Origin of the sequence: Pseudomonas sp. R1-6 (assembly GCF_051132115.1) — a bacterium.
Classification (GTDB): domain Bacteria; phylum Pseudomonadota; class Gammaproteobacteria; order Pseudomonadales; family Pseudomonadaceae; genus Aquipseudomonas.
The window spans coordinates 4,767,804-4,787,615 of sequence record NZ_CP071662.1 but is presented as its reverse complement, the minus strand read 5'-3'; the positions used below and the strand labels follow the sequence as shown (position 1 = coordinate 4,787,615).

The 19,812-nt window shown below is 60.4% G+C and carries 15 protein-coding genes; 11 read left to right on the top strand and 4 right to left on the bottom strand.

The genetic code is table 11. From position 1 onward, the window contains the following. Positions 1-94 precede the first annotated feature (94 nt). The 6 genes from recC to J3P81_RS21560 all read left to right on the top strand — a co-directional run bounded on the left by recC (position 95) and on the right by J3P81_RS21560 (position 11,812). Positions 95-3,547 carry an exodeoxyribonuclease V subunit gamma gene (recC, locus tag J3P81_RS21585; RefSeq protein WP_434560813.1) on the top strand — a complete coding sequence of 1,151 codons (3,453 nt, stop codon included), beginning with the start codon at positions 95-97 and terminating at the stop codon, positions 3,545-3,547. Beyond that, positions 3,544-7,233: an exodeoxyribonuclease V subunit beta gene (recB, locus tag J3P81_RS21580; protein ID WP_434560811.1), complete on the top strand. Its 3,690-nt coding sequence runs from the start codon at positions 3,544-3,546 to the stop codon at positions 7,231-7,233. Before recC ends, recB begins: the two co-directional genes overlap by 4 nt. Next, positions 7,230-9,317 carry an exodeoxyribonuclease V subunit alpha gene (gene recD / locus J3P81_RS21575; protein ID WP_434560809.1) on the top strand — a complete coding sequence of 696 codons (2,088 nt, stop codon included), beginning with the start codon at positions 7,230-7,232 and terminating at the stop codon, positions 9,315-9,317. Before recB ends, recD begins: the two co-directional genes overlap by 4 nt. A gap of 146 nt (positions 9,318-9,463) precedes the next feature. Next, positions 9,464-10,039 (top strand): YfiR family protein, encoded by a 576-nt coding sequence (locus tag J3P81_RS21570; RefSeq protein WP_434560807.1) that lies wholly within the window; start codon positions 9,464-9,466, stop codon positions 10,037-10,039. Continuing rightward, positions 10,036-11,304, top strand: coding sequence for a diguanylate cyclase domain-containing protein (locus tag J3P81_RS21565; RefSeq protein ID WP_420765645.1), 1,269 nt, complete (start codon positions 10,036-10,038; stop codon positions 11,302-11,304). The genes J3P81_RS21570 and J3P81_RS21565 overlap by 4 nt, the downstream gene beginning before the upstream one ends. Positions 11,305-11,308: 4 nt before the next feature. Then, positions 11,309-11,812, top strand: a complete 504-nt coding sequence (locus tag J3P81_RS21560; RefSeq protein ID WP_420765644.1) for an OmpA family protein — start codon at positions 11,309-11,311, stop codon at positions 11,810-11,812. Here J3P81_RS21560 and J3P81_RS21555 read toward each other — a convergent pair. Next, the gene (locus J3P81_RS21555; RefSeq protein ID WP_434564152.1) at positions 11,809-12,756 is read right to left on the bottom strand and encodes a LysR family transcriptional regulator; all 948 of its coding nucleotides are present in this window, start codon (positions 12,754-12,756) and stop codon (positions 11,809-11,811) included. The two genes, J3P81_RS21560 and J3P81_RS21555, sit on opposite strands and share 4 nt — an antisense overlap. A gap of 141 nt (positions 12,757-12,897) precedes the next feature. On the opposite strand from J3P81_RS21555, the gene J3P81_RS21550 reads away from it, so the two are divergent. Further along, entirely contained in the window at positions 12,898-14,424 is a 1,527-nt protein-coding gene (locus J3P81_RS21550; RefSeq protein WP_420765643.1) for a CoA-acylating methylmalonate-semialdehyde dehydrogenase, read from the top strand. 10 nt (positions 14,425-14,434) lie between these two features. After that, positions 14,435-15,322 (top strand): 3-hydroxyisobutyrate dehydrogenase, encoded by an 888-nt coding sequence (gene mmsB, locus J3P81_RS21545; RefSeq protein ID WP_434560805.1) that lies wholly within the window; start codon positions 14,435-14,437, stop codon positions 15,320-15,322. Between the two features lie 118 nt (positions 15,323-15,440). Here mmsB and J3P81_RS21540 read toward each other — a convergent pair whose 3' ends face one another. Beyond that, on the bottom strand, positions 15,441-15,785 hold the full coding sequence (locus J3P81_RS21540) for a cupin domain-containing protein (protein WP_003177747.1): 345 nt from the start codon (positions 15,783-15,785) through the stop codon (positions 15,441-15,443). A 98-nt stretch (positions 15,786-15,883) separates the two neighbouring features. After that, positions 15,884-16,765, bottom strand: coding sequence for a LysR family transcriptional regulator (locus tag J3P81_RS21535; RefSeq protein ID WP_434560803.1), 882 nt, complete (start codon positions 16,763-16,765; stop codon positions 15,884-15,886). Between the two features lie 213 nt (positions 16,766-16,978). Between J3P81_RS21535 and J3P81_RS21530 the strand changes: the two genes are divergently transcribed. After that, on the top strand, positions 16,979-17,743 hold the full coding sequence (locus tag J3P81_RS21530) for a sulfite exporter TauE/SafE family protein (RefSeq protein WP_434560801.1): 765 nt from the start codon (positions 16,979-16,981) through the stop codon (positions 17,741-17,743). Here J3P81_RS21530 and J3P81_RS21525 read toward each other — a convergent pair. Continuing rightward, on the bottom strand, positions 17,733-18,047 hold the full coding sequence (locus J3P81_RS21525) for a putative quinol monooxygenase (protein WP_420765639.1): 315 nt from the start codon (positions 18,045-18,047) through the stop codon (positions 17,733-17,735). The genes J3P81_RS21530 and J3P81_RS21525 overlap by 11 nt on opposite strands. 198 nt (positions 18,048-18,245) lie before the next feature. On the opposite strand from J3P81_RS21525, the gene J3P81_RS21520 reads away from it, so the two are divergent. Then, positions 18,246-18,836 carry an NAD(P)H-dependent oxidoreductase gene (locus J3P81_RS21520; RefSeq protein WP_420765638.1) on the top strand — a complete coding sequence of 197 codons (591 nt, stop codon included), beginning with the start codon at positions 18,246-18,248 and terminating at the stop codon, positions 18,834-18,836. 42 nt (positions 18,837-18,878) lie between these two features. Further along, positions 18,879-19,805, top strand: a complete 927-nt coding sequence (locus J3P81_RS21515; RefSeq protein WP_434560799.1) for a LysR substrate-binding domain-containing protein — start codon at positions 18,879-18,881, stop codon at positions 19,803-19,805. Positions 19,806-19,812: the final 7 nt, after the last annotated feature.

Below are 19,812 nucleotides of genomic sequence, written 5' to 3'. Positions count from 1 at the left end.
TTCTTACGATAAGCGCGGACAGCTCCCGGCTGCCACAGCCCACCGACAGTGCTAAGGTTCTGCCCTAGCTTTTGCACTTTTCAAGGATGCCTTTATGCCGGACGCGACGTCCCTCAGCCCTGCTTTCATGGTGGTCCATGGGAATCGCCTTGATGAGTTGCGCAGCCTGGTTATCAGCCTGATGCGACGCTATCCGCTAGGCCCTCTTGAAAATGAAATCGCCCTCGTTCAAAGCAACGGCATCGCCCAATGGCTGAAGCTGGCACTGGCTGAAGATCCTGAAGACGATGACAGTGGCGGCTGCGGAATTGCGGCTGCCATCGAGGTGCAGCTGCCCGGCAGTTTCATGTGGCAGCTCTATCGAATGGTGCTTGGCCGTGATGAAATTCCGGCTAAATCCTTACTGGATAAGGCGCCGCTCACATGGAGGCTGATGCGTCTCCTGCCGCAGCTAATTGAACAGCCTCATTTCGAACCGTTGCGACGTTTCCTGTCTGACGACACTGATTTACGTAAGCGCTACCAATTGTCCGAGCGTCTGGCTGATCTTTTCGACCAGTATCAGGTGTACCGAGCCGACTGGCTTGAAGATTGGGCGCAGGGACGGCACCAGACAAGGAGCGTGCGTGGTGAAACAAAGCCGCTCGCGCCGGCAAATTGCTGGCAAGCGGAGCTGTGGCGAGCGCTGCTGTTGGATGTGGGTGAAGAGGGCATGGCTCAAAGCCGTGCCGGCGTTCACCAGCGCTATCTTGAGCGAATCAATCACCTTGAAGCCGCTCCCGAAGGCCTACCGGCTCGCGTAATCGTGTTCGGTATTTCTTCACTGCCAGCCCAAGCGCTTGAGGCCCTGGCCGGTCTTTCACGGTTCAGCCAGGTTTTACTGTGTGTTCACAACCCCTGTCGTTACCATTGGGCGGACATCGTCGCCGACAAGGACCTGCTTCGTCACCAATACAAACGGCAGGCACGAAAAAGCGGCATGCCAAATGTCCTGGATTCGCAGACTTTGCATCAGCATGCACATCCGCTGTTGGCTGCCTGGGGAAAGCAAGGGCGCGACTACATCAACCTTCTCGACAGCTACGATGATCCGAACACCTATCGCTCGGTATTTCGCGAAGGGCGTATCGATCTGTTCAGCGACGGTAATCCCACGACCCTTCTTAGTCAGTTGCAGGACGATATCCTGGAATTGCGCCCCTTGGATGAAACCCGGCAACACTGGCCTTCAGTCGATACGCAACAAGACGAGTCGATCCGTTTCCATGTGGCCCACAGTGCCCAGCGTGAAGTTGAGATCCTTCATGATCAATTGCTTGCGCACTTCAGCAAGGATTCGTCCCTGCGTCCCCGGGATATCATTGTCATGGTCCCGGATATCGACAGTTATGCGCCGCATATCCGCGCCGTGTTTGGCCAGCTTGATCGGGGTGACCCTCGTTTCATCCCCTTCACCCTGACAGATCAGGGCCAGCGTGGCCGTGACCCTTTGCTCATCGCCGTCGAGCATTTGCTCAGGCTCCCGGATAGTCGGTTTCCGGTCAGCGAGATTCTCGATCTGCTGGACGTGCCAGCGTTGCGCGAGCGGTTTGGCATCAATGAGGCCGACTTGCCGACACTGCACCGCTGGATTGAGGGAGCAGGCATTCGCTGGGGGATGAATGCCCGACATCGCGCCAGTTTGGGTTTGCCCGCAGAGCTTGAGCAGAACAGCTGGCGTTTCGGCCTGCGTCGCATGTTGCTGGGGTATGCGGTTGGCGATTCAGAGGCTTACGAGGGCATCGAGCCCTATGACGAAATCGGTGGCCTCGATGCGGCTTTGATCGGTCCGCTGGTGGCTTTGCTGGATGCGCTGGAAGTTGCTCACCGGGAGCTGAGCCAGCCAACCTCTCCCAAGGAATGGGGGGCGCGTCTGCATGGCTTGATGCAATTGTTCTTCCTGGCAAGCAACGAGCACGACGATTATCTGCTGGCCCAACTCGAGGACCTGCGTGAAACCTGGCTGGAAACCTGCGATTCGGTCGGGCTGGAGGATGAGCTTCCTTTGACGGTTGTCAGGGAAGCCTGGCTGACCGGACTGGATCAGGGGAAGTTGTCCCAACGTTTCCTCGCCGGAGCGGTCAATTTTTGTACGTTGATGCCGATGCGAGCGATACCCTTCAAGCTGGTTTGTTTGCTGGGAATGAATGACGGCGACTATCCACGAGCTCAGCCACCGCTGGATTTCGATCTCATGGGCAGCGATTACCGCCCAGGCGATCGTTCCCGGCGCGAGGACGATCGGTACCTACTGTTGGAAGCGCTGCTTTCTGCCCGGGAAAAGCTCTACATCAGTTGGGTCGGTCGCAGTATTCGTGACAACAGCGATCGGCCGGCATCGGTCTTGATCGGCCAGTTGCGTGATCATCTTGCCAGTGGGTGGCGGTTGGCAAATGGTGATGAGGGTCTACTCGAGGCGTTGACTCAGGAGCATCCTTTGCAGCCGTTCAGCGCCCGGTACTTTTATCAGGGTGACGGGCTGTTCAGCTATGCCGGTGAATGGCGTTCGCTTCACGAGGCCCAAGAACACGGCGCGCTGCCTGCAATGTTGGAGCCCTATGCCCAGGAAGAGCCATTGGGGATCGCTCAGTTGCAGGATTTTCTGCGCAATCCTGTTCGTCATTTCTTCAGCCAGCGACTCAAGGTGTTCTTCGAGGCTTTCGAAGCCCCCCTGGCCGATGACGAACCTTTCGTTCTCGATGCCCTGCAGCGCTACAGCTTGAGCGACAGCCTGCTCGAGGCCGCCCTTGTTCGCCTCGACCAATCGGACCTGGCGTTGGCGGCGCACGCCAAGCGATTACAGAACAGTGGCCTGCTGCCCATGGCGGGTTTCGGTGAAAGCCTGCAGCGCGAGTTGATCGAGCCGTTGCCTGACCTGCTCCAGCGCTACCAGCAGCTCCTGTCTTCATGGCCCACTCCACTGACCAGCGCCGTCCCCGTCAGCCTTCGTATACACGATGTCAGCGTAGAAGGATGGCTCAGCGGCCTGCATCAGCGAGGCGATGGCTCGGTCCTCGCCATTACCGCTATCCCCAACAGCATCGGATCTACCAAGACCCGCAAATGGCATCGACTGATACGGGTCTGGGTCAACCATCTTGTAGCCTGCGCCAGTGGGCTTTCGATGACTACGGCATTGGTCGCCAGTGATGACAGCTTGCTGCTCGCCCCTTTTGACGAAACCGTAGCGCGCCAGGTGCTTGGCGACCTGCTGCAAGCCTGGCAGGCTGGTATGCGCCAACCCTTGCCAATCGCGGTGAAAACCGCATTCGCCTGGCTCGGCCAAAGCGAACCGGAGAAAGCCCTGGCGGCGGCTCGCAAAGCCTACGAAGGTGACGGGCTGACGTTTGAGGGGGAGCGCCGGGAAAGCCCTGCCCTGGCACGGCAATACCCCGACTTCAATGCGCTGGTCGCTGACGAAACATTTCCCGACTGGTGTGATGCGCTTTATCGGCCGCTACTCGAAGCGCCTTGGCGCTCACTGGTGAGCGAGGACGTACATCCATGAGCCGGAAAACTCCCTTGGCCCTGGCCTTCCCGCTACGTGGCAGTCAATTGATCGAGGCCAGTGCCGGTACCGGGAAAACCTTTACCATTTCGGCGTTGTATTTGCGCCTGGTGTTAGGGCATGGCGACCCGCAGACGCGGTTTGACCGCGAGCTGCTTCCTCCCCAGATTCTGGTAGTGACCTTCACCGATGCCGCGACCAAGGAACTGCGGGAGCGTATCCGTACGCGCCTGGCGGAAGCGGCGCGTTTTTTTCGCGATGAGATTCCCGCCCCGGACTCGTTGATTGCCTCGTTGCGTGATGAGTTCGGGGAAGGGCAATGGGCAGCCTGCGCGAACCGGCTCGATATAGCCGCGCAATGGATGGACGAAGCGGCCGTTTCGACTATCCATAGCTGGTGTCAGCGAATGCTTCGCGAGCATGCCTTCGACAGTGGCAGCCTGTTTACGCAAACCCTGGAAACCGATCACAGCGAGTTGCTCGCAGAGGTGCTGCGCGACTACTGGCGGCTGTTCTGCTATTCGATGCAAGGTGAAGCGCTGCACTGGGTGCGGGCTCACTGGGGCGGGCCTGCCGCCCTGCTGCCCCGGGTAAGGGGTTTGTTTTCCAGTTCTCGAGGTGAGGCGCAGGGGATCGAGCCGGCCGAGCTGATCGTCGCATCCCTTCAGGAACGCAGCGCGGCATTGCTCGACCTCAAGGCTCCTTGGCGACAATGGGCCGTGGAGTTGTTGGAAATCTGCCAGCAGGGCGTTGCCAATAAAAGCGTCGACGGACGCAAGATGCAGGCTCGCTATTTCGAACCCTGGTTCCAGAAGATCACGGCCTGGGTCGAGGACGAAAGTCTCGAGCTGCTGGACATTGGCACCGGCTTCACACGGCTGACGCCCGAGGGCATGGCCGAGGCCTGGAAAGGCGATGTGCCCAGTCATCCCGGGCTGGATGCGATGTCGGGACTCAAGGCCAGCCTGGACGCCCTGCCTACCCCGGACGCGGCGGTGTTGCAGCATGCCGCGCAATGGGTCGGGACACGCTTCGAAGCGGAGAAACGGCGCCGGGCTGAAATGGGTTTCGACGACATGCTGCTGCGCCTGGACGCGGCGTTGCAGGCTGAAGGCGGGGAGCGGCTGGCTAGCCTGATTCGCGAGCAGTTCCCAGTGGCGCTGATCGATGAATTCCAGGACACCGATCCGATCCAGTACCGAATCTTCGAAAGCATCTATCGCATTGAAGACAACAATCCGCAAAGCGGGCTGTTCCTGATCGGTGATCCGAAGCAGGCCATTTATGCGTTTCGCGGCGCCGATATCTATACCTACCTGCGCGCCAGGGAAGCCACCGCTGGCCGGTTGCATACGCTGGGGACAAACTTCCGCTCCAGCCATGCCATGGTCGGCGCGGTGAATCAGGTTTTCCAACATGCCGAGGCGCGTCAGCAGGGGCGAGGGGCTTTCCTGTTCCGCGAGCCATCGGGTGAGAATCCCGTGCCGTTCCTGCCCGTCGAGTCCCAAGGGCGCAAAGAGAGCTTGCGGGTTTCGGGACAGACTGTCGCTGCCCTTAATGTTTGGCACCTGGTCTCTGACCAGCCAGTTTCCGGAGCGGTGTATCGGCAGCAGATGGCTGCAGCCTGCGCCAGCGAAATCACTGCGCTGCTCAACGGCGGACAGTCGGGGCGCGATGGCTTTTTCCATGATGGGGAAATGCTTCGTGGTCTTCTGCCGGCCGACATCGCCATTCTCGTGCGCGATGGCAAGGAAGCGCAGGCCGTGCGCGGCGAGTTGTCCGCACGAGGCGTGCGCAGTGTCTATCTATCAGACAAGGACTCGGTATTTGCTTCCCAGGAAGCAAGGGATTTGCTGACCTGGCTCAAGGCATGTGCCGAGCCGGATGTGGAGCGACTGCTGCGCACAGCCCTGGCCAGCACTACGTTGAACCTGCCGCTCACAGAGCTTGAGCGCCTGAACCAGGATGAGTTGGCGTGGGAAAGCCGTGTGATGCAGTTCCGGGGCTATCGGATGGTCTGGCGCGCGCAAGGTGTGCTGCCGATGCTGAGGCGCTTGTTGCACGACTTCAAATTGCCTCAGTCCCTGATGGCACGTGATGACGGCGAGCGGGTGCTGACCAACCTGCTGCACCTTTGTGAGTTGTTGCAGCAGGCCGCCGTCGAGCTGGATGGCGAGCAAGCCATGATTCGTTACCTGGCCGAGCATCTGGCCATGACCGGGCAGGCGGGAGAAGAGCAGATCCTTCGCCTCGAAAGCGACGAGCAGTTGGTCAAGGTAGTGACGATCCATAAGTCCAAGGGACTCGAATACCCCCTGGTGTTCCTCCCGTTCATATGCTCGACGAAGCCGGTGGATGGCAGTCGACTTCCGCTGCATTACCACGATGAGCGCGGCCTGGCGCAGATCAGTCTCGCCCCGACCCCGGAATTGATCGCCAAGGCCGATGACGAGCGTCTGGCAGAGGACCTGCGTCTTTTGTACGTGGCACTTACCCGTGCCCAGCACGCCTGCTGGCTGGGTGTCGCCGATCTCAAGCGCGGCAGTAATAACCGCTCGATTCTACATTTGTCTGCCCTGGGCTATCTGTTGGGTGGTGGTGCGCCGTTGAACGAGTCGGTAGAGCTCAGACGTTGGTTGGAAGACCTGCGGCAAGGCAGCCAGGCGGTGAGCTGCCTGGATATGCCCCAGCCCAGCGACGAGCACTACCGACCCGCACGCAACGACGCGGTATTGCTTGAACCCTTGATTCCGTTGCGCAAAGCCAGCGAGAACTGGTGGATTGCTTCCTACAGTGCGTTGCGTTTCGGCGACAGCCTCAACGTGGGCGGTGACACCGCACCGGAAAATCCCCAAGCCCAGAAACTGTTCGATGATGAGCGACTCGACCCAGACGCCCCGCGGGAAGTTGCGGCTGCGGGCGGTGACATCCACCGTTTTCCACGTGGCCCCAACCCCGGTACCTTCCTGCATGGGCTCCTGGAGTGGGCTGCCGGCGAAGGATTCCCGACGGCGCCAGCTATCATTGAGGATGCCATTGCCCGACGCTGCAACCGCCGGGGTTGGAATGGCTGGATCAAAACCCTTGGCGACTGGTTGTTGCACCTGATCAAAACGCCTCTGTGTATTGGCGGCGGCCAAGCGCCGGTGGTGCTGGGAGACTTGACCCGGTTCCAAGTGGAAATGGAATTCTGGTTCGCCAGCCACAAGGTCGATGTGCTCAAGCTCGATGATCTGGTTTGCCGATTCACCCATGACGGCGTGGCTCGTGTCGCTGCGGAACCGGTATTGCTCAATGGCATGTTCAAGGGTTTCATAGACCTGACCTTCGAGCACGACGGTCGATATTATGTGGCCGATTACAAGTCCAACTGGCTGGGATTGGACGACGCCGCCTACACCATACAGGCCATGGAGCAATCGATCCTGGATAACCGCTACGACTTGCAATACGTGCTGTACTTGTTGGCCTTGCACCGCCAGCTCAAGGCGCGCTTGCCCCACTATGACTACGACAAGCATGTCGGCGGCGCGCTGTATATATTCCTTCGTGGCACACGCGCTGCCAGCCAGGGTGTCTACTTCACCAAGCCTGCGCGCGCCTTGATAGAGCAACTGGATCGCCTGTTCCAAGGAATGCCCGAGCCCAAGGCGGAGCCGGCTTGGGTGCAGGGAGAACTGTTATGAGTCGTTCTTTTGCGGACCTGCTTCCCAAGAATTCCGACGACGAGAGCCTGGTGGATTTGGCGCCCTTGAGCGACGTGGACGACCTGTTGCTGCTGCTGACTCGCTGGGTGGAGCGCGGTTGGCTGCGAGCCTTGGACAGGGCATTCGTAGCTTTCCTCCATGAACTGTGCCCAGAAGACGACCCGCTGGTGTTGCTTGCCGCGGCCCTTGCCAGCCATCAATTGGGGCACGGGCATGTCTGCCTGGATCTGTTCGAAACACTCAAGGAGCCGGATTTTGCGTTGTCCTTGCCACCGGAGGGAGACCTGCAGCCCGGCGTGATGCTATTGCCGTCGCAGGTTTTGCAGACACTCGATGGTGCCGACTGGTGCAAAGTACTGGCTTCCAGCCCGCTGGTCGCCCTGGCAGGCGACGAGCGTGAGCAGGCACGACAACGGCCGCTGGTACTCGCCGGAAAACGTCTTTATCTGCGCCGCTACTGGGGCTACGAGCGACGAATCGACGATGCGTTGCGTCAACGGCTGGCCGACCACGGAGCGGTGCCTGATGACTTGGATGAGCGCCTGGCCGGGCTGTTTGGTCCGGCCAGCGCGACGGGGCCGGTCGACTGGCAGAAACTGGCCTGCGCGCTCGCGACCCGAAGCGCGTTCAGTATCGTCACGGGTGGCCCCGGCACCGGCAAGACCACCACGGTCGTGCGTCTGCTCGCCTTGTTGCAGGCACCCGCTGTCGAAGCAGGTAAGCCGCTGCGCATTCGTCTGGCCGCGCCCACCGGCAAGGCGGCGGCACGCCTGACCGAGTCCATCAGCCAACAGGTTCGCACGCTGGACGTCACCGATGCCGTGCGTGAACGCATTCCCTGCGAAGTCACTACGGTCCATCGCCTGCTGGGCAGTCGTCCCGGTACCCGTCATTTTCGTCATCATGCAGGCAATCGCCTGCCACTGGATGTGCTGGTCATCGATGAGGCTTCGATGATTGATCTGGAGATGATGGCCAATCTGTTGGATGCGCTGCCGTCCCATGCGCGTTTGGTATTGCTGGGGGACAAGGACCAGTTGGCTTCGGTCGAAGCCGGCGCGGTGCTTGGCGATTTGTGCCGCGATGCCGAAGAGGGTTGGTATAGCCCACAGACTCTGGCGTGGCTCGAATCCGTCAGCGGCGAAAACCTGATGACCAGTGACCTGAAGCAGGACCTCGAAGGTACTCACCCCCTCGCCCAGCAAGTGGTCATGCTCAGGCATTCCCGGCGTTTCGGCGAGGGCAGTGGGATTGGCCAGTTGGCCCGCCTGGTCAATGGACAACAGCCGGAGCAGGCGCGGAACCTATTGCACAAGGGCCAATACCCCGATCTGTCCACGTTGGCGTTGAAAGGCGAACACGATACTGCGCTGGAACGTTTGCTGCTGGATGGCCAAGCCTCCGGGCCGCAGGGATATCGGCATTATCTGAGCGTCTTGCGGCAACGGCGTCCGGCGGCCTCCCGCCCGCTGGAAGACGATTGCTGGAATGATTGGGCTCGGGAGGTCTTGTCGGCGTTTGACGAATTCCAGTTGCTTTGCGCGGTGCGCAGAGGCCCGTGGGGTGTCGAAGGGTTGAACCAACGGATCACTGCCGCGCTGCTCAAGGCGCGGCTGATCGACAATGACCAGCTTTGGTATGAGGGGCGTCCGGTATTGATGACGCGCAATGATTACGGGTTGGGATTGATGAATGGCGATATCGGCATTGCCCTCAGGTTGCCTGAGCGTGACGGACCGGATGCCGGAAAACAGGTGCTGCGGGTTGCATTTCCTCGTAACGACGGCCGAGGTGGCGTGCGTTTTGTGCTGCCCAGCCGATTGAACGATGTGGAAACCGTATACGCCATGACCGTGCATAAATCCCAAGGCTCGGAGTTCACTCACACGGCGTTGATCCTTCCGGATGCACTGAATCCTGTACTGACCAAGGAATTGGTGTACACCGCTATCACCCGGGCCAAACAATGGTTCAGTCTGATAGAGCCACGCGCGGGAATTTTCGAAGAGGCGGTGCAACGCAAGGTCAAGCGCTTGAGCGGCTTGATGTTGGAATGGGAGTAAGGTGACGCAATGATCGGTTTTGGTGTGCCAGTGCGTTGCTTGCGCTAATGCCTGTTTTTTGTCGGAGCTCTTTGTAGGACACTGTCTCGCTGGCTTTTTGACACTGTGCTATCGTTCCGGCTCTTATCTACAACAAGAGATCATTCATGACGGCGGTGGGACGGGAGGCGGTGCGCAGCAAGGATTGCAGGCATTATTTGCTTGCCTTTCTCTTGTGGCTGCTGTCGCCTGCGGTCATTGCCCAGGACCCGCCGGCTGTTACTCGAGCCGACCAGCGAGCCGAGGCGGTCACCCAGGTTGTATTAGGCATTCTCAGTTATGCGCGGTGGCCGGTCGAGCCAACGCAACTGCAACTGTGTATCGTCGGCCCCACCCAATATACCGATGACCTCGTCAAAGGCACCACCCAGGCGACCGGTCGCCCCGTGACCGTGCAGCGTGTGCTGGCTGATTATCCGAGCATCACCGCTGACTGCAACGCCGTCTATATCGGCAATCTGAGCACTGCTGAACGCTCCCGTCTGTTTGCTTCGCTGATTGGCCAACCTGTGTTGAGCATCAGCGAGGGCGGGGATGAATGCACCGTGGGCAGTCTGTTTTGCCTGCGGGTCGGTGATGAGCAAGTGTCGTTCGAGGTCAATCTCGACTCGGTCGCCCGTAGTGGCGTGCGCATCCATCCCAGTGTCCTCCAACTATCACGCCGCAGGCCTGCCGCCCCATGAGTTCGTCAAAACCACGAATTCGTCCCACGTTGGGGTCGGTCATCGGTCGCGGTCATTTGATCGTCGCGCTGGTGGCGATCGCCATGGCCAGTGTTTCCCTTACATTGCTGGGCGTGCTTGCCTTGCGTGTCTACGCCGATCACAACCTGCACCTCATCGCCCGTTCGATCAACTACACCGTGGAAGCGGCAGTGGTGTTCGATGACGAGGCCGCCGCCACCGAAGCGCTGGCCTTGATCGCCACCACCGAAGAGGTGGCCGATGCGCAGGTATTCAACGAGCAGGGCCGCTTGTTAGCGCGCTGGCAGCGGCCGGAGACCGGACTTCTTTCAGAGCTGGAAATGCACATCGCCAAGGCGTTCCTGGAAAAACCCATCAGCCTTCCCATCGTCCACCAAGGGCAAAATATCGGCAGGATCCTGCTGGCGGGGCATGGCGGCAGTCTGTTGCGTTTTCTGCTCAGCGGCCTGGCGGGAATCATTGTGTGTACGGCGGTCAGTGCCTGGGTCGCGCTGTATCTGGCGCGACGTCAGTTGCGGGCGATCACTGGACCGTTGCGCAGCTTGGCTGAGGTCGCCCACGCCGCACGCTGCGAGCGAGCCCTGGACCGAAGGGTTCCGCCGGCCGACATCGCCGAGCTGGATAACCTGGGAAATGACTTCAATGGATTGCTCGCTGAGCTCGAGTCCTGGCAGACCCACCTGCAAAGTGAAAACGAGACCTTGGCTCACCAGGCCAGCCACGACAGCCTGACCGGGTTGCCGAACCGGGCATTTTTCGAAGGTCGATTGATCCGCGCCTTGCGCAATGCCAGCAAGCTCGACGAGCAAGTGGCCGTCCTGTATCTGGACAGCGATCGCTTCAAAGGCATCAATGACAACTTCGGCCACGCCGCCGGCGACGCGGTGTTGACTGCCGTCGCGACCCGGGTGCGGGCTCAGTTACGAGAAGATGACCTTGTGGCACGCCTGGGCGGCGACGAATTCGCGGTGCTGCTGACGCCGTTGCACAAGATCGAGGATGCCGAGCGAATCGCCGAAAAAATCATCGCCAGCATGGAAATGCCGATCCAGTTGCCAGGTAATGCCTCGGTGTTGACCTCCCTCAGTATCGGCATTGCCGTTTACCCCGAGCATGGGGCAACGCCCGGTGCGCTGCTCAGCGCCGCCGATGCGGCGATGTACCAGGCCAAACGCCTCGCCCGAGGCGGTCAACACACGGCGGGTGCGGAGCACCCGGTCGCGGAACTTCAAACCAGGAGCTGAATGCATGCTTTCGAATGCTCGTTTTTCTCTGCTGCGGTTCGCAGCATTTTTATTGATCACCGTATTTACCCTCGCTGGGTGTCAGACCGCCCCGCAAAAGGGCCTGACCCCAGCGCAAATCGCCGTCCTCAAGGAGCAGGGTTTCAAGTTGACGGAGGAGGGCTGGGCCTTCGGCCTCTCAGGCAAAGTGCTGTTTGGCAGCGATGTGGAAACCCTCAATCCAGCCAGCACCGAAATTGTCGAGCGCATTGGCAAGGCGCTGCTGGGCGCGGGTATCGAGCGAGTTCGCATCGATGGTCACACCGACGCATCAGGCTCCCAAGCCTATAACGAACAACTGTCGATACGTCGGGCCGACAGCGTCGGTAAAGTATTGATCGGCGTGGGCATGCGCGAAGAGAACGTCCAGTCGCGCGGCCTCGGCAGCAGCCAGCCCGTCGCGTCCAATGACACTGCCAGCGGTCGCACCGAAAACCGCCGCGTTGCCATCGTGGTCATCGCCGATTAGTCGGCAAAAACCATCTCCCGGCTGTTGCCCATCAGCAATGGCCGGTTCTGCTCAGTCACGTCTCTGATGTAGTCCCATAACAATGTAATCCGCTTGAGCTTCCTCAAGTCCTCCCGGCAGTACATCCAGAACTGCCGCGTAACGGTGATTTCGTCTGGCAGCACCGGCAACAGGCGTGAGTCCTGGGCCGCGAGGAAGCACGGCAGGATTGCCAGCGACCGACCTTGCTGCGCAGCGACGAACTGCGCGATCACGCTGGTGCTGCGCAGATGTGCGTGCGCGCCGGGCAAGACATTGGCCAGGTACAGCAGCTCGGAGCTGAATGCCAGGTCGTCGACATAACTGATGAACGAATGCTTGCCCAGATCCGCCGGATGGTGGATGGGCGGATGGTTGTCCAGGTAGTGCTGGGTTGCGTAGAGCTGCAGCCGGTAATCACACAGCTTGCAGCAGACATACGGGCCATGTTCAGGGCGCTCGAGGGCGATGACAATGTCGGCTTCGCGCTTGGAGAGGCTGATGAAGTGCGGCAGCGGCAGGATGTCCACTGAAATCGCCGGGTACGCATCGACGAAGTGGCTCAATTGCGGCGTGATGAAAAAGCTGCCGAAGCCTTCGGTGCAACCCATGCGCACATGGCCGGACAGCGCGACGCCGGAGCCAGACACCTGTTCGCAAGCCATGTGCAGCGTACTTTCGATCGATTCGGCGTAGCCCAGCAACCGCTGGCCTTCGGCCGTCAGGACAAAACCATTGGTCCGGGATTTTTCGAACAGCAGCGTGCCCAATGAAGCTTCCAGCGAGCTGATGCGTCGCGACACGGTGGTGTAGTCGACCGCCAGGCGCTTGGCGGCTGTGCTGGCCTTGCGGGTACGGGCCACTTCGAGGAAAAACTTGAGGTCGTCCCAGTTCAGCGAACCGAGGGAGGTGATGTTTTTTTGCATGATGGACCGGTTTTTATGTGCGTTCTTATTAGAAGTTTGCACATCTATACTCCATAAACCGTCTCATCACCAAGCGTGCTCGTGCGTCTTGGTCTTAGCTGAACCAGCGCTCTCTATATAAGAACAATCCCGGAGGCCAGCATGAACGTTTCCCTCACGCCCAGCGACACTGCCCTGCATACCGTCAAACTGTTGATCGATGGCGAGTGGGTTGAATCCCGATCCAACGAATGGCACGACATCGTCAACCCGGCTACCCAACAGGTGCTGGCGAAGGTCCCGTTTGCCACGGCCTCGGAAGTCGATGCAGCCATCGCCGCTGCCCAGCGTGCCTTCCAGACCTGGAAACTGACGCCCATCGGTGCGCGGATGCGCATCATGCTCAAGCTCCAGGCCCTGATTCGCGAGCATTCCAAGCGCATCGCCGCGGTGCTGAGCGCCGAACAAGGCAAGACCATCGCGGATGCCGAAGGCGATATTTTCCGTGGCCTTGAAGTGGTCGAGCACGCTTGTTCCATCGGCACCCTGCAGATGGGCGAGTTCGCCGAGAACGTCGCCGGGGGCGTGGACACCTACACACTGCGCCAGCCGATCGGGGTATGCGCGGGTATCACGCCGTTCAACTTTCCGGCGATGATCCCGTTGTGGATGTTCCCGATGGCCATCGCCTGCGGCAATACATTCGTGCTCAAGCCGTCCGAACAGGATCCGTTGTCGACCATGCTGCTGGTGGAACTGGCCATCGAGGCCGGCGTACCGGCAGGCGTTCTCAATGTGGTGCACGGCGGCAAGGACGTGGTGGATGCGCTTTGTACCCACAAGGACATCAAGGCCGTTTCCTTCGTCGGCTCCACAGCGGTAGGCACCCACGTCTATGACTTGGCGGGCCGTCATGGCAAGCGCGTGCAATCGATGATGGGCGCCAAGAACCATGCGGTGGTGTTGCCCGATGCCAATCGCGAGCAAACCCTCAACGCCCTGGTCGGCGCCGGTTTCGGCGCGGCGGGCCAGCGTTGCATGGCCACCTCCGTCGTGGTGATGGTGGGCGCGGCCAAGCAATGGTTGCCGGAGCTGAAGGCGCTGGCGCAGAAGCTCAAGGTCAACGCAGGCAGCGAGCCGGGCACTGATGTCGGCCCGGTGATTTCCAAGCGAGCCAAGGCGCGGATCCTTGAATTGATCGAAAGCGGCGTGAAGGAAGGCGCGAAGCTGGAGCTCGACGGACGGGAAATCAGCGTGCCGGGTTTCGAGGAAGGTAACTTTGTCGGCCCGACCCTGTTTTCCGGTGTGACCACCGACATGCGCATCTACACCGAAGAAATCTTCGGCCCGGTGCTGGTGGTGCTGGAAGTCGACACCCTGGATCAGGCCATTGCCCTGGTCAACGCCAACCCATTCGGCAACGGCACCGGCCTGTTCACCCAGAGCGGAGCGGCGGCGCGCAAGTTCCAGAGCGAAATCGACGTCGGCCAAGTGGGCATCAACATTCCGATCCCGGTGCCGGTACCGTTCTTCAGCTTCACCGGTTCCCGTGGTTCGAAGCTTGGCGACCTTGGCCCTTACGGCAAACAGGTGGTGCAGTTCTACACTCAGACCAAGACCGTTACCGCGCGTTGGTTCGATGACGACAGCGTCAATGACGGTGTAAACACCACCATCAATCTGCGTTAAGGAGCCGGACATGAACATCGCATTTATCGGCCTGGGTAACATGGGCGCCCCCATGGCGCGCAACCTGCTCAAGGCCGGCCATTCGCTGAACCTGTTCGACCTGAACCAGACGGTGCTGGCCGAACTGGCGGCGCTGGGCGGCACGATCAGCGCCTCGCCCCGCGATGCGGCCCAGGGGGCGGCGCTGGTGATTACCATGCTGCCGGCCGCCGCCCATGTACGCAGTGTCTGGCTGGGTGAGGACGGCGTGCTCGCCGGCATCGCCGCTGGTACGCCGGCCGTTGATTGCAGCACCATCGATCCGCAGACCGCTCGTGACGTGGCGGCCGCCGCTGCGAAGCAAGGAGTGGCGATGGCCGATGCGCCCGTCTCGGGCGGTACTGGCGGCGCGGCGGCGGGCACGTTGACCTTCATGGTTGGGGCTACGGACGAGCTGTTCGCCACCCTGCAACCGGTGCTGGCGCAAATGGGCCGCAACATCGTGCACTGCGGCGAAGTCGGCACCGGGCAGATCGCCAAGATCTGCAACAACCTGCTGCTGGGGATTTCCATGGTGGGTGTCAGCGAGGCCATGGCGCTGGGCGATGCCTTGGGGATCGACACCCAGGTGCTGGCCGGCATCATCAACAGCTCGACCGGGCGGTGCTGGAGTTCGGATACCTACAACCCATGGCCGGGCGTGATCGAAACGGCACCAGCGGCGCGCGGTTATACCGGCGGTTTCGGCGCGGACTTGATGCTCAAGGACTTGGGCCTGGCCACCGAAGCCGCGCGCCAAGCCCGTCAGCCGGTGATATTGGGCGCGGTGGCGCAGCAGCTATATCAGGCGATGAGCCAGCGGGGCGAGGGCGGCCAGGATTTCTCGGCGATTGTTAACAGCTATCGCAAGCCGCAGTAAAACTTGAGGCGCTCTGAAGTTTTTGTGGCGAGGGGATAAATCACCTCGCCACAGGGTAGTGCATTCTGGAAGTTATTTGCCGAGCGACCGCGTCGGGTGGTCTCTCGGCTTTTTTACGTCAGGCAAACACGAAATACTTACGCACGGTCTCGACCACTTCCCAAGTGCCTTTCATGCCCGGCTCGACGACAAAGATGTCACCGGCGCGCAGATGGATCGGCGCCATGCCGTCCGGGGTGATCACGCAATAGCCTTCCTGGAAATGGCAGTACTCCCACTTCACATAGTCCACACGCCATTTGCCGGGCGTGCAAATCCAGGTGCCCATGATCTTGCTGCCGTCTTCGCTGGTGTAAGCATTGAGGTTGACGGTGTGCGGATCGCCTTCGAGTTTTTCCCATTTGCAGGCATCGAGTACGGGCAGCGGATGGGTGTCGCGCAGGACGGTGATGGGGGCGGTCATGTGAGCTCCGAAAAGGGGCAAAAAAGAAGCTGCACCCTAGCGCGGAGCAGGACTGGGCAGATGCCTGTGCTCGACACCGGGCTGTCCAGAAGCGCGCATTATTCGGCCAAATGCTGAGCCAGGGCTTTGGCATAGGGCGGCAAACCTTCGAAGTTACGGGCGCAGAGCAGCAGCGCTCGACGGGTCCAGGTCTCTTGCAACGGGACGCACCGATACGCGCGCTCGGACGGTCGCCGGTCGATGGCAGCCTTTGGCACGATAGCGATGCCAGCGCCATGGGCCACCATGCGAATCACCCCATCGAAACTGTCGGCGCGAATGCGGATCTGCATGCGTGAGCCGATGTGCAGGGCCTGTTCTTCCAAGTGGATCGCCAAGGCGCTGGAGGCGTTCAGGCCGATATAGTCGTGATTGAGGGTCTCGCTGAAACGCACGGCTCGGCCGTCAGCCAGCGAATGTCCGGTCGGTAGGATCAATACCAGCGGGTCGTCGCGAAATGGCCAGGCCTGAAGGTCATCGGTGTTCACCGCGTCAGAAACGATACCCAGGTCCGCTGTGCCCTGGCGCAGCGCATGGGTGATCCGGGAGCTGGGCAACTCCTGCAGGTCGATGTCGAGATTGGGATGGGCCTTGAGAAAACCGGCGAGCAATTCGGGCAGGTACTCGGTCATGGCGCTGGTGTTGCAGAGCAGCCGCACCCGGCCTTTCGCGCCTCGGGCGTATTCGGCCAGATCTTGCTGGAGGCGTTCGGCATGTTGCAGCAGGATCCGCGCATGTTCGGCCAGCGCCTTGCCGGCCGGCGTCGGGGTGATGCCGCGTCGCCCGCGTTCAAGCAGGTCGATGCCCAGGGACGCCTCCAGGGCACGGATTCGCGCACTGGCCGCAGCCAGGGACAAATGGCTGCGGGCCGCGCCGGCGGTGATGTTGCCAGCGTCGAGGACGTTCAGGTAGAGGCGCAGGTCGGTGAAGTCGAGGTGCATGGCCGGGGATCCTGTCTCAGTGTTGCGGTGCCGGGTTTATCGTCATCGCGAGCAAGCTCGCTCCCACAGTTTCGAATGCAATCCATTGTGGGAGCGAGCTTGCTCGCGATGGCGCCAGTAGCATCGCCAAAGTTACCAGCCTCTTGCAGGAAGAGAGGCACCCTCAGTATATGGCACATTTCAAAACCAAGGCCCGGGGCGCACGATAGCCCTATGGACACACTCTTCGCTTTCTACCAGAACCTCGGTCCGGCCCTTTCGCTGCTGGTCATTGGCACCTTCCTGCTGGCCGGTACCGTCAAGGGGGTGATCGGTCTCGGCCTGCCGACCATCGCCATGGGCTTGCTCGGGCTGGCTATGGCCCCGATGCAGGCTGCAGCGCTGTTGATCATTCCGGCGACACTGACCAATGTCTGGCAGTTGACGTTTGGCGGGCATTTGCGCGCGCTCATACGGCGGCTGTGGCCGCTGCTGCTGGCGATTTTCATCGGCACCGGATTCGGTACGTTGTGGATCGGCATGGTGGGCGGGGCATGGGCAATAAAGGGACTGGGCGCCGCGCTGATGGTTTACGCGTTGAGCGGCTTGTTTCTACCGACGTTGCGGGTCGGTGTCGGGCAAGAAGGCTGGCTTGCTCCGCTTTGCGGCTTGCTCACCGGTGTGATCACTTCGGCCACTGGCGTGTTCGTGATTCCAGCGGTGCCTTATCTCCAGGCGTTGGGCTTGAACCGAGATGAGCTGGTCCAAGCCCTGGGCTTGTCATTTACCGTTTCAACATTGGCCTTGGCGGCCGGGCTGTTGTGGCGAGGCGCCTTGGGCGGCGGCGAGTTGAGCGCGTCGCTGCTGGCGCTGATACCGGCGTTGCTGGGGATGTGGTTGGGGCAATGGTTGCGCCAGCGGCTCAGCGCCGTGCTGTTCAAGCGGGTGTTTTTCATCGGCCTCGGTGTGCTCGGCGGCCATCTTTTGATCAGCGGTTAGCCGAAGAGGGGCTGAGCATGTCGACGCGACGAATCTCGAAGTCTCGTTCCAGGTAATCCATACGCTGTTCGAAAAATTGCTTCATATGCGGCAGGTTCGAGTGCACATCCAGATCGGCCTGGGATGCCCAGATTTCATAGAAGATGAATAACGTCGGGTCCTGCTGGTCCCGCAACATGTGGTACTCGATGCAGCCGGGCTCGGCCCGACTCGGTTCGACGTAAGCGCGGAACAAGGCTTCGAAGGCTTCGGCTTTTTCCGGTCGGGTCTTGGCATGCAGGATGAAACCGTGCAATTCACTCATCAGGGCTCGGGCTCCAGGATTAAAGGACTGTAAGAGTTTAAGGCAACAATCGGGCGGCGATTCGTGCGTATGGATCAAAACAGTTTTGCCGTTCGGGTGCTTATTCCACGCGAGTCTCATCGGTACTCTGCCGCCATCTTTTTAATCTTCCAGTGAGCGACGGCCCAGCGGCCACGCCTGGAATCGATGAGGCTTGCAATGAAAAAAGTCCTGTTGCTCAACGGCGGTAAGCAATTCGCCCATTCCGACGGTCGCTACAACGCCACCCTTCACGACACCGCGCTCAGCGTCCTGGACCGAGGCGGCCTTGATGTGAAAACCACCTTCATCGATGGTGGCTACGACATCAAGGAAGAAGTCGCCAAGTTTCTCTGGGCCGACGTAATCATTTATCAGATGCCCGGCTGGTGGATGGGCGCTCCGTGGACCGTGAAGAAATACATCGACGAAGTCTTTACCGAAGGCCACGGTAGCCTCTATGCCAGTGACGGCCGGACTCGTTCCGATGCGTCGCAAAAATACGGCAGCGGTGGTTTGGTACAGGGCAAGCAATACATGTTGTCGCTGACCTGGAACGCCCCGCAGCAAGCCTTCGACGACCCGACGGATTTCTTCGAAGCCAAGGGCGTGGACGCGGTGTATTTCCCGTTCCACAAGGCCAATCAATTCCTGGGCATGACCGCTCTGCCGACCTTCCTGTGCGTGGACGTGATGAAGCGCCCGAACATCGAAGAAGATGTGGCGCGGTATGAGCGGCATCTGATCGAGGTGTTCGGCCTTTCGCGGTAATCGGGCTACTATCGGGACTTGCCTGAAAGCGAGAGGACACCTGTGAAAGCCAGATCCGACGAGTTGCAGATCTTCGTCTGCGTGATCGAATGCGGGTCGATCTCCGCCGCCGCCGAGCAAGTCGGGCAGACGCCCTCGGCGGTCAGTCGCACCTTGTCGCGCCTGGAAGCCAAGCTCGACACCACGTTGATCAACCGCACCACGCGGCGCATGGACCTGACTGAGGAGGGCAAGTACTTCTTCGAGCAGGCCAAGGGCATTCTCGACCAGATGGATGAGCTGGAAGAGCGGTTGTCGTCTCGCCATAAGACCCCCGCCGGGCGCTTGCGGATCAACGCGGCATCGCCGTTCATGCTCCACGCCATCGTCCCCCACATCGAAGAGTTCCGCACGCTGTATCCGGATATCCAGCTGGAGCTCAACAGCAACGACTTGATCATCGATTTGCTCGAACAAAGCACGGACGTCGCCATTCGTATCGGTACGCTCACGGATTCGACGCTCCATGCCCGCTCACTGGGTTGCAGCCCGTTGCACATTCTTGCCAGTCCGGCTTACTTGAAGCGGCGGGGGACGCCCTCAAGCGTTGCCGAACTGGCGGAACATTCGCTTTTGGGGTTTGCCCAGAACGACGGGCTCAACCAGTGGCCACTGCGTCACATCCACGGCGATCGCTGGCCGATCCAGCCGGCCATCAGTGCGTCCAGCGGCGAAACGGTGCGTCACCTGGCGCTGCAAGGGCAGGGCATTGCCTGCCTCTCGGACTTCATGACCCGGGACGACATCCGCGCCGGTCGCCTCAAGGTGTTGCTCGCCGATGCCAACAGCGGTTATCGCCAGCCGATCAATGCGGTGTACTACCGCAACTCCCAACTGGCCCTGCGCATCCAGTGCTTCCTGGACTTCATTCAAGGCAAGCTCGCCGGGTACGCTTCGAGTCCCAAGAGAGCCGACCAGATCGTTAATTAAAGCGTGG

What these genes read in the sequence shown, in the direction of transcription:
- J3P81_RS21555 (WP_434564152.1), bottom strand. Translation starts at nt 12,756, where the DNA reads ATGCAAAAAAACATCACCTCCCTCGGTTCGCTGAACTGGGACGACCTC.
- J3P81_RS21570 (WP_434560807.1), top strand. Translation starts at nt 9,464, where the DNA reads ATGACGGCGGTGGGACGGGAGGCGGTGCGCAGCAAGGATTGCAGGCAT.
- recC (WP_434560813.1), top strand. Translation starts at nt 95, where the DNA reads ATGCCGGACGCGACGTCCCTCAGCCCTGCTTTCATGGTGGTCCATGGG.
- J3P81_RS21535 (WP_434560803.1), bottom strand. Translation starts at nt 16,765, where the DNA reads ATGCACCTCGACTTCACCGACCTGCGCCTCTACCTGAACGTCCTCGAC.
- J3P81_RS21560 (WP_420765644.1), top strand. Translation starts at nt 11,309, where the DNA reads ATGCTTTCGAATGCTCGTTTTTCTCTGCTGCGGTTCGCAGCATTTTTA.
- J3P81_RS21540 (WP_003177747.1), bottom strand. Translation starts at nt 15,785, where the DNA reads ATGACCGCCCCCATCACCGTCCTGCGCGACACCCATCCGCTGCCCGTA.
- J3P81_RS21550 (WP_420765643.1), top strand. Translation starts at nt 12,898, where the DNA reads ATGAACGTTTCCCTCACGCCCAGCGACACTGCCCTGCATACCGTCAAA.
- J3P81_RS21565 (WP_420765645.1), top strand. Translation starts at nt 10,036, where the DNA reads ATGAGTTCGTCAAAACCACGAATTCGTCCCACGTTGGGGTCGGTCATC.
- J3P81_RS21530 (WP_434560801.1), top strand. Translation starts at nt 16,979, where the DNA reads ATGGACACACTCTTCGCTTTCTACCAGAACCTCGGTCCGGCCCTTTCG.
- recD (WP_434560809.1), top strand. Translation starts at nt 7,230, where the DNA reads ATGAGTCGTTCTTTTGCGGACCTGCTTCCCAAGAATTCCGACGACGAG.
- J3P81_RS21525 (WP_420765639.1), bottom strand. Translation starts at nt 18,047, where the DNA reads ATGAGTGAATTGCACGGTTTCATCCTGCATGCCAAGACCCGACCGGAA.
- J3P81_RS21520 (WP_420765638.1), top strand. Translation starts at nt 18,246, where the DNA reads ATGAAAAAAGTCCTGTTGCTCAACGGCGGTAAGCAATTCGCCCATTCC.
- mmsB (WP_434560805.1), top strand. Translation starts at nt 14,435, where the DNA reads ATGAACATCGCATTTATCGGCCTGGGTAACATGGGCGCCCCCATGGCG.
- recB (WP_434560811.1), top strand. Translation starts at nt 3,544, where the DNA reads ATGAGCCGGAAAACTCCCTTGGCCCTGGCCTTCCCGCTACGTGGCAGT.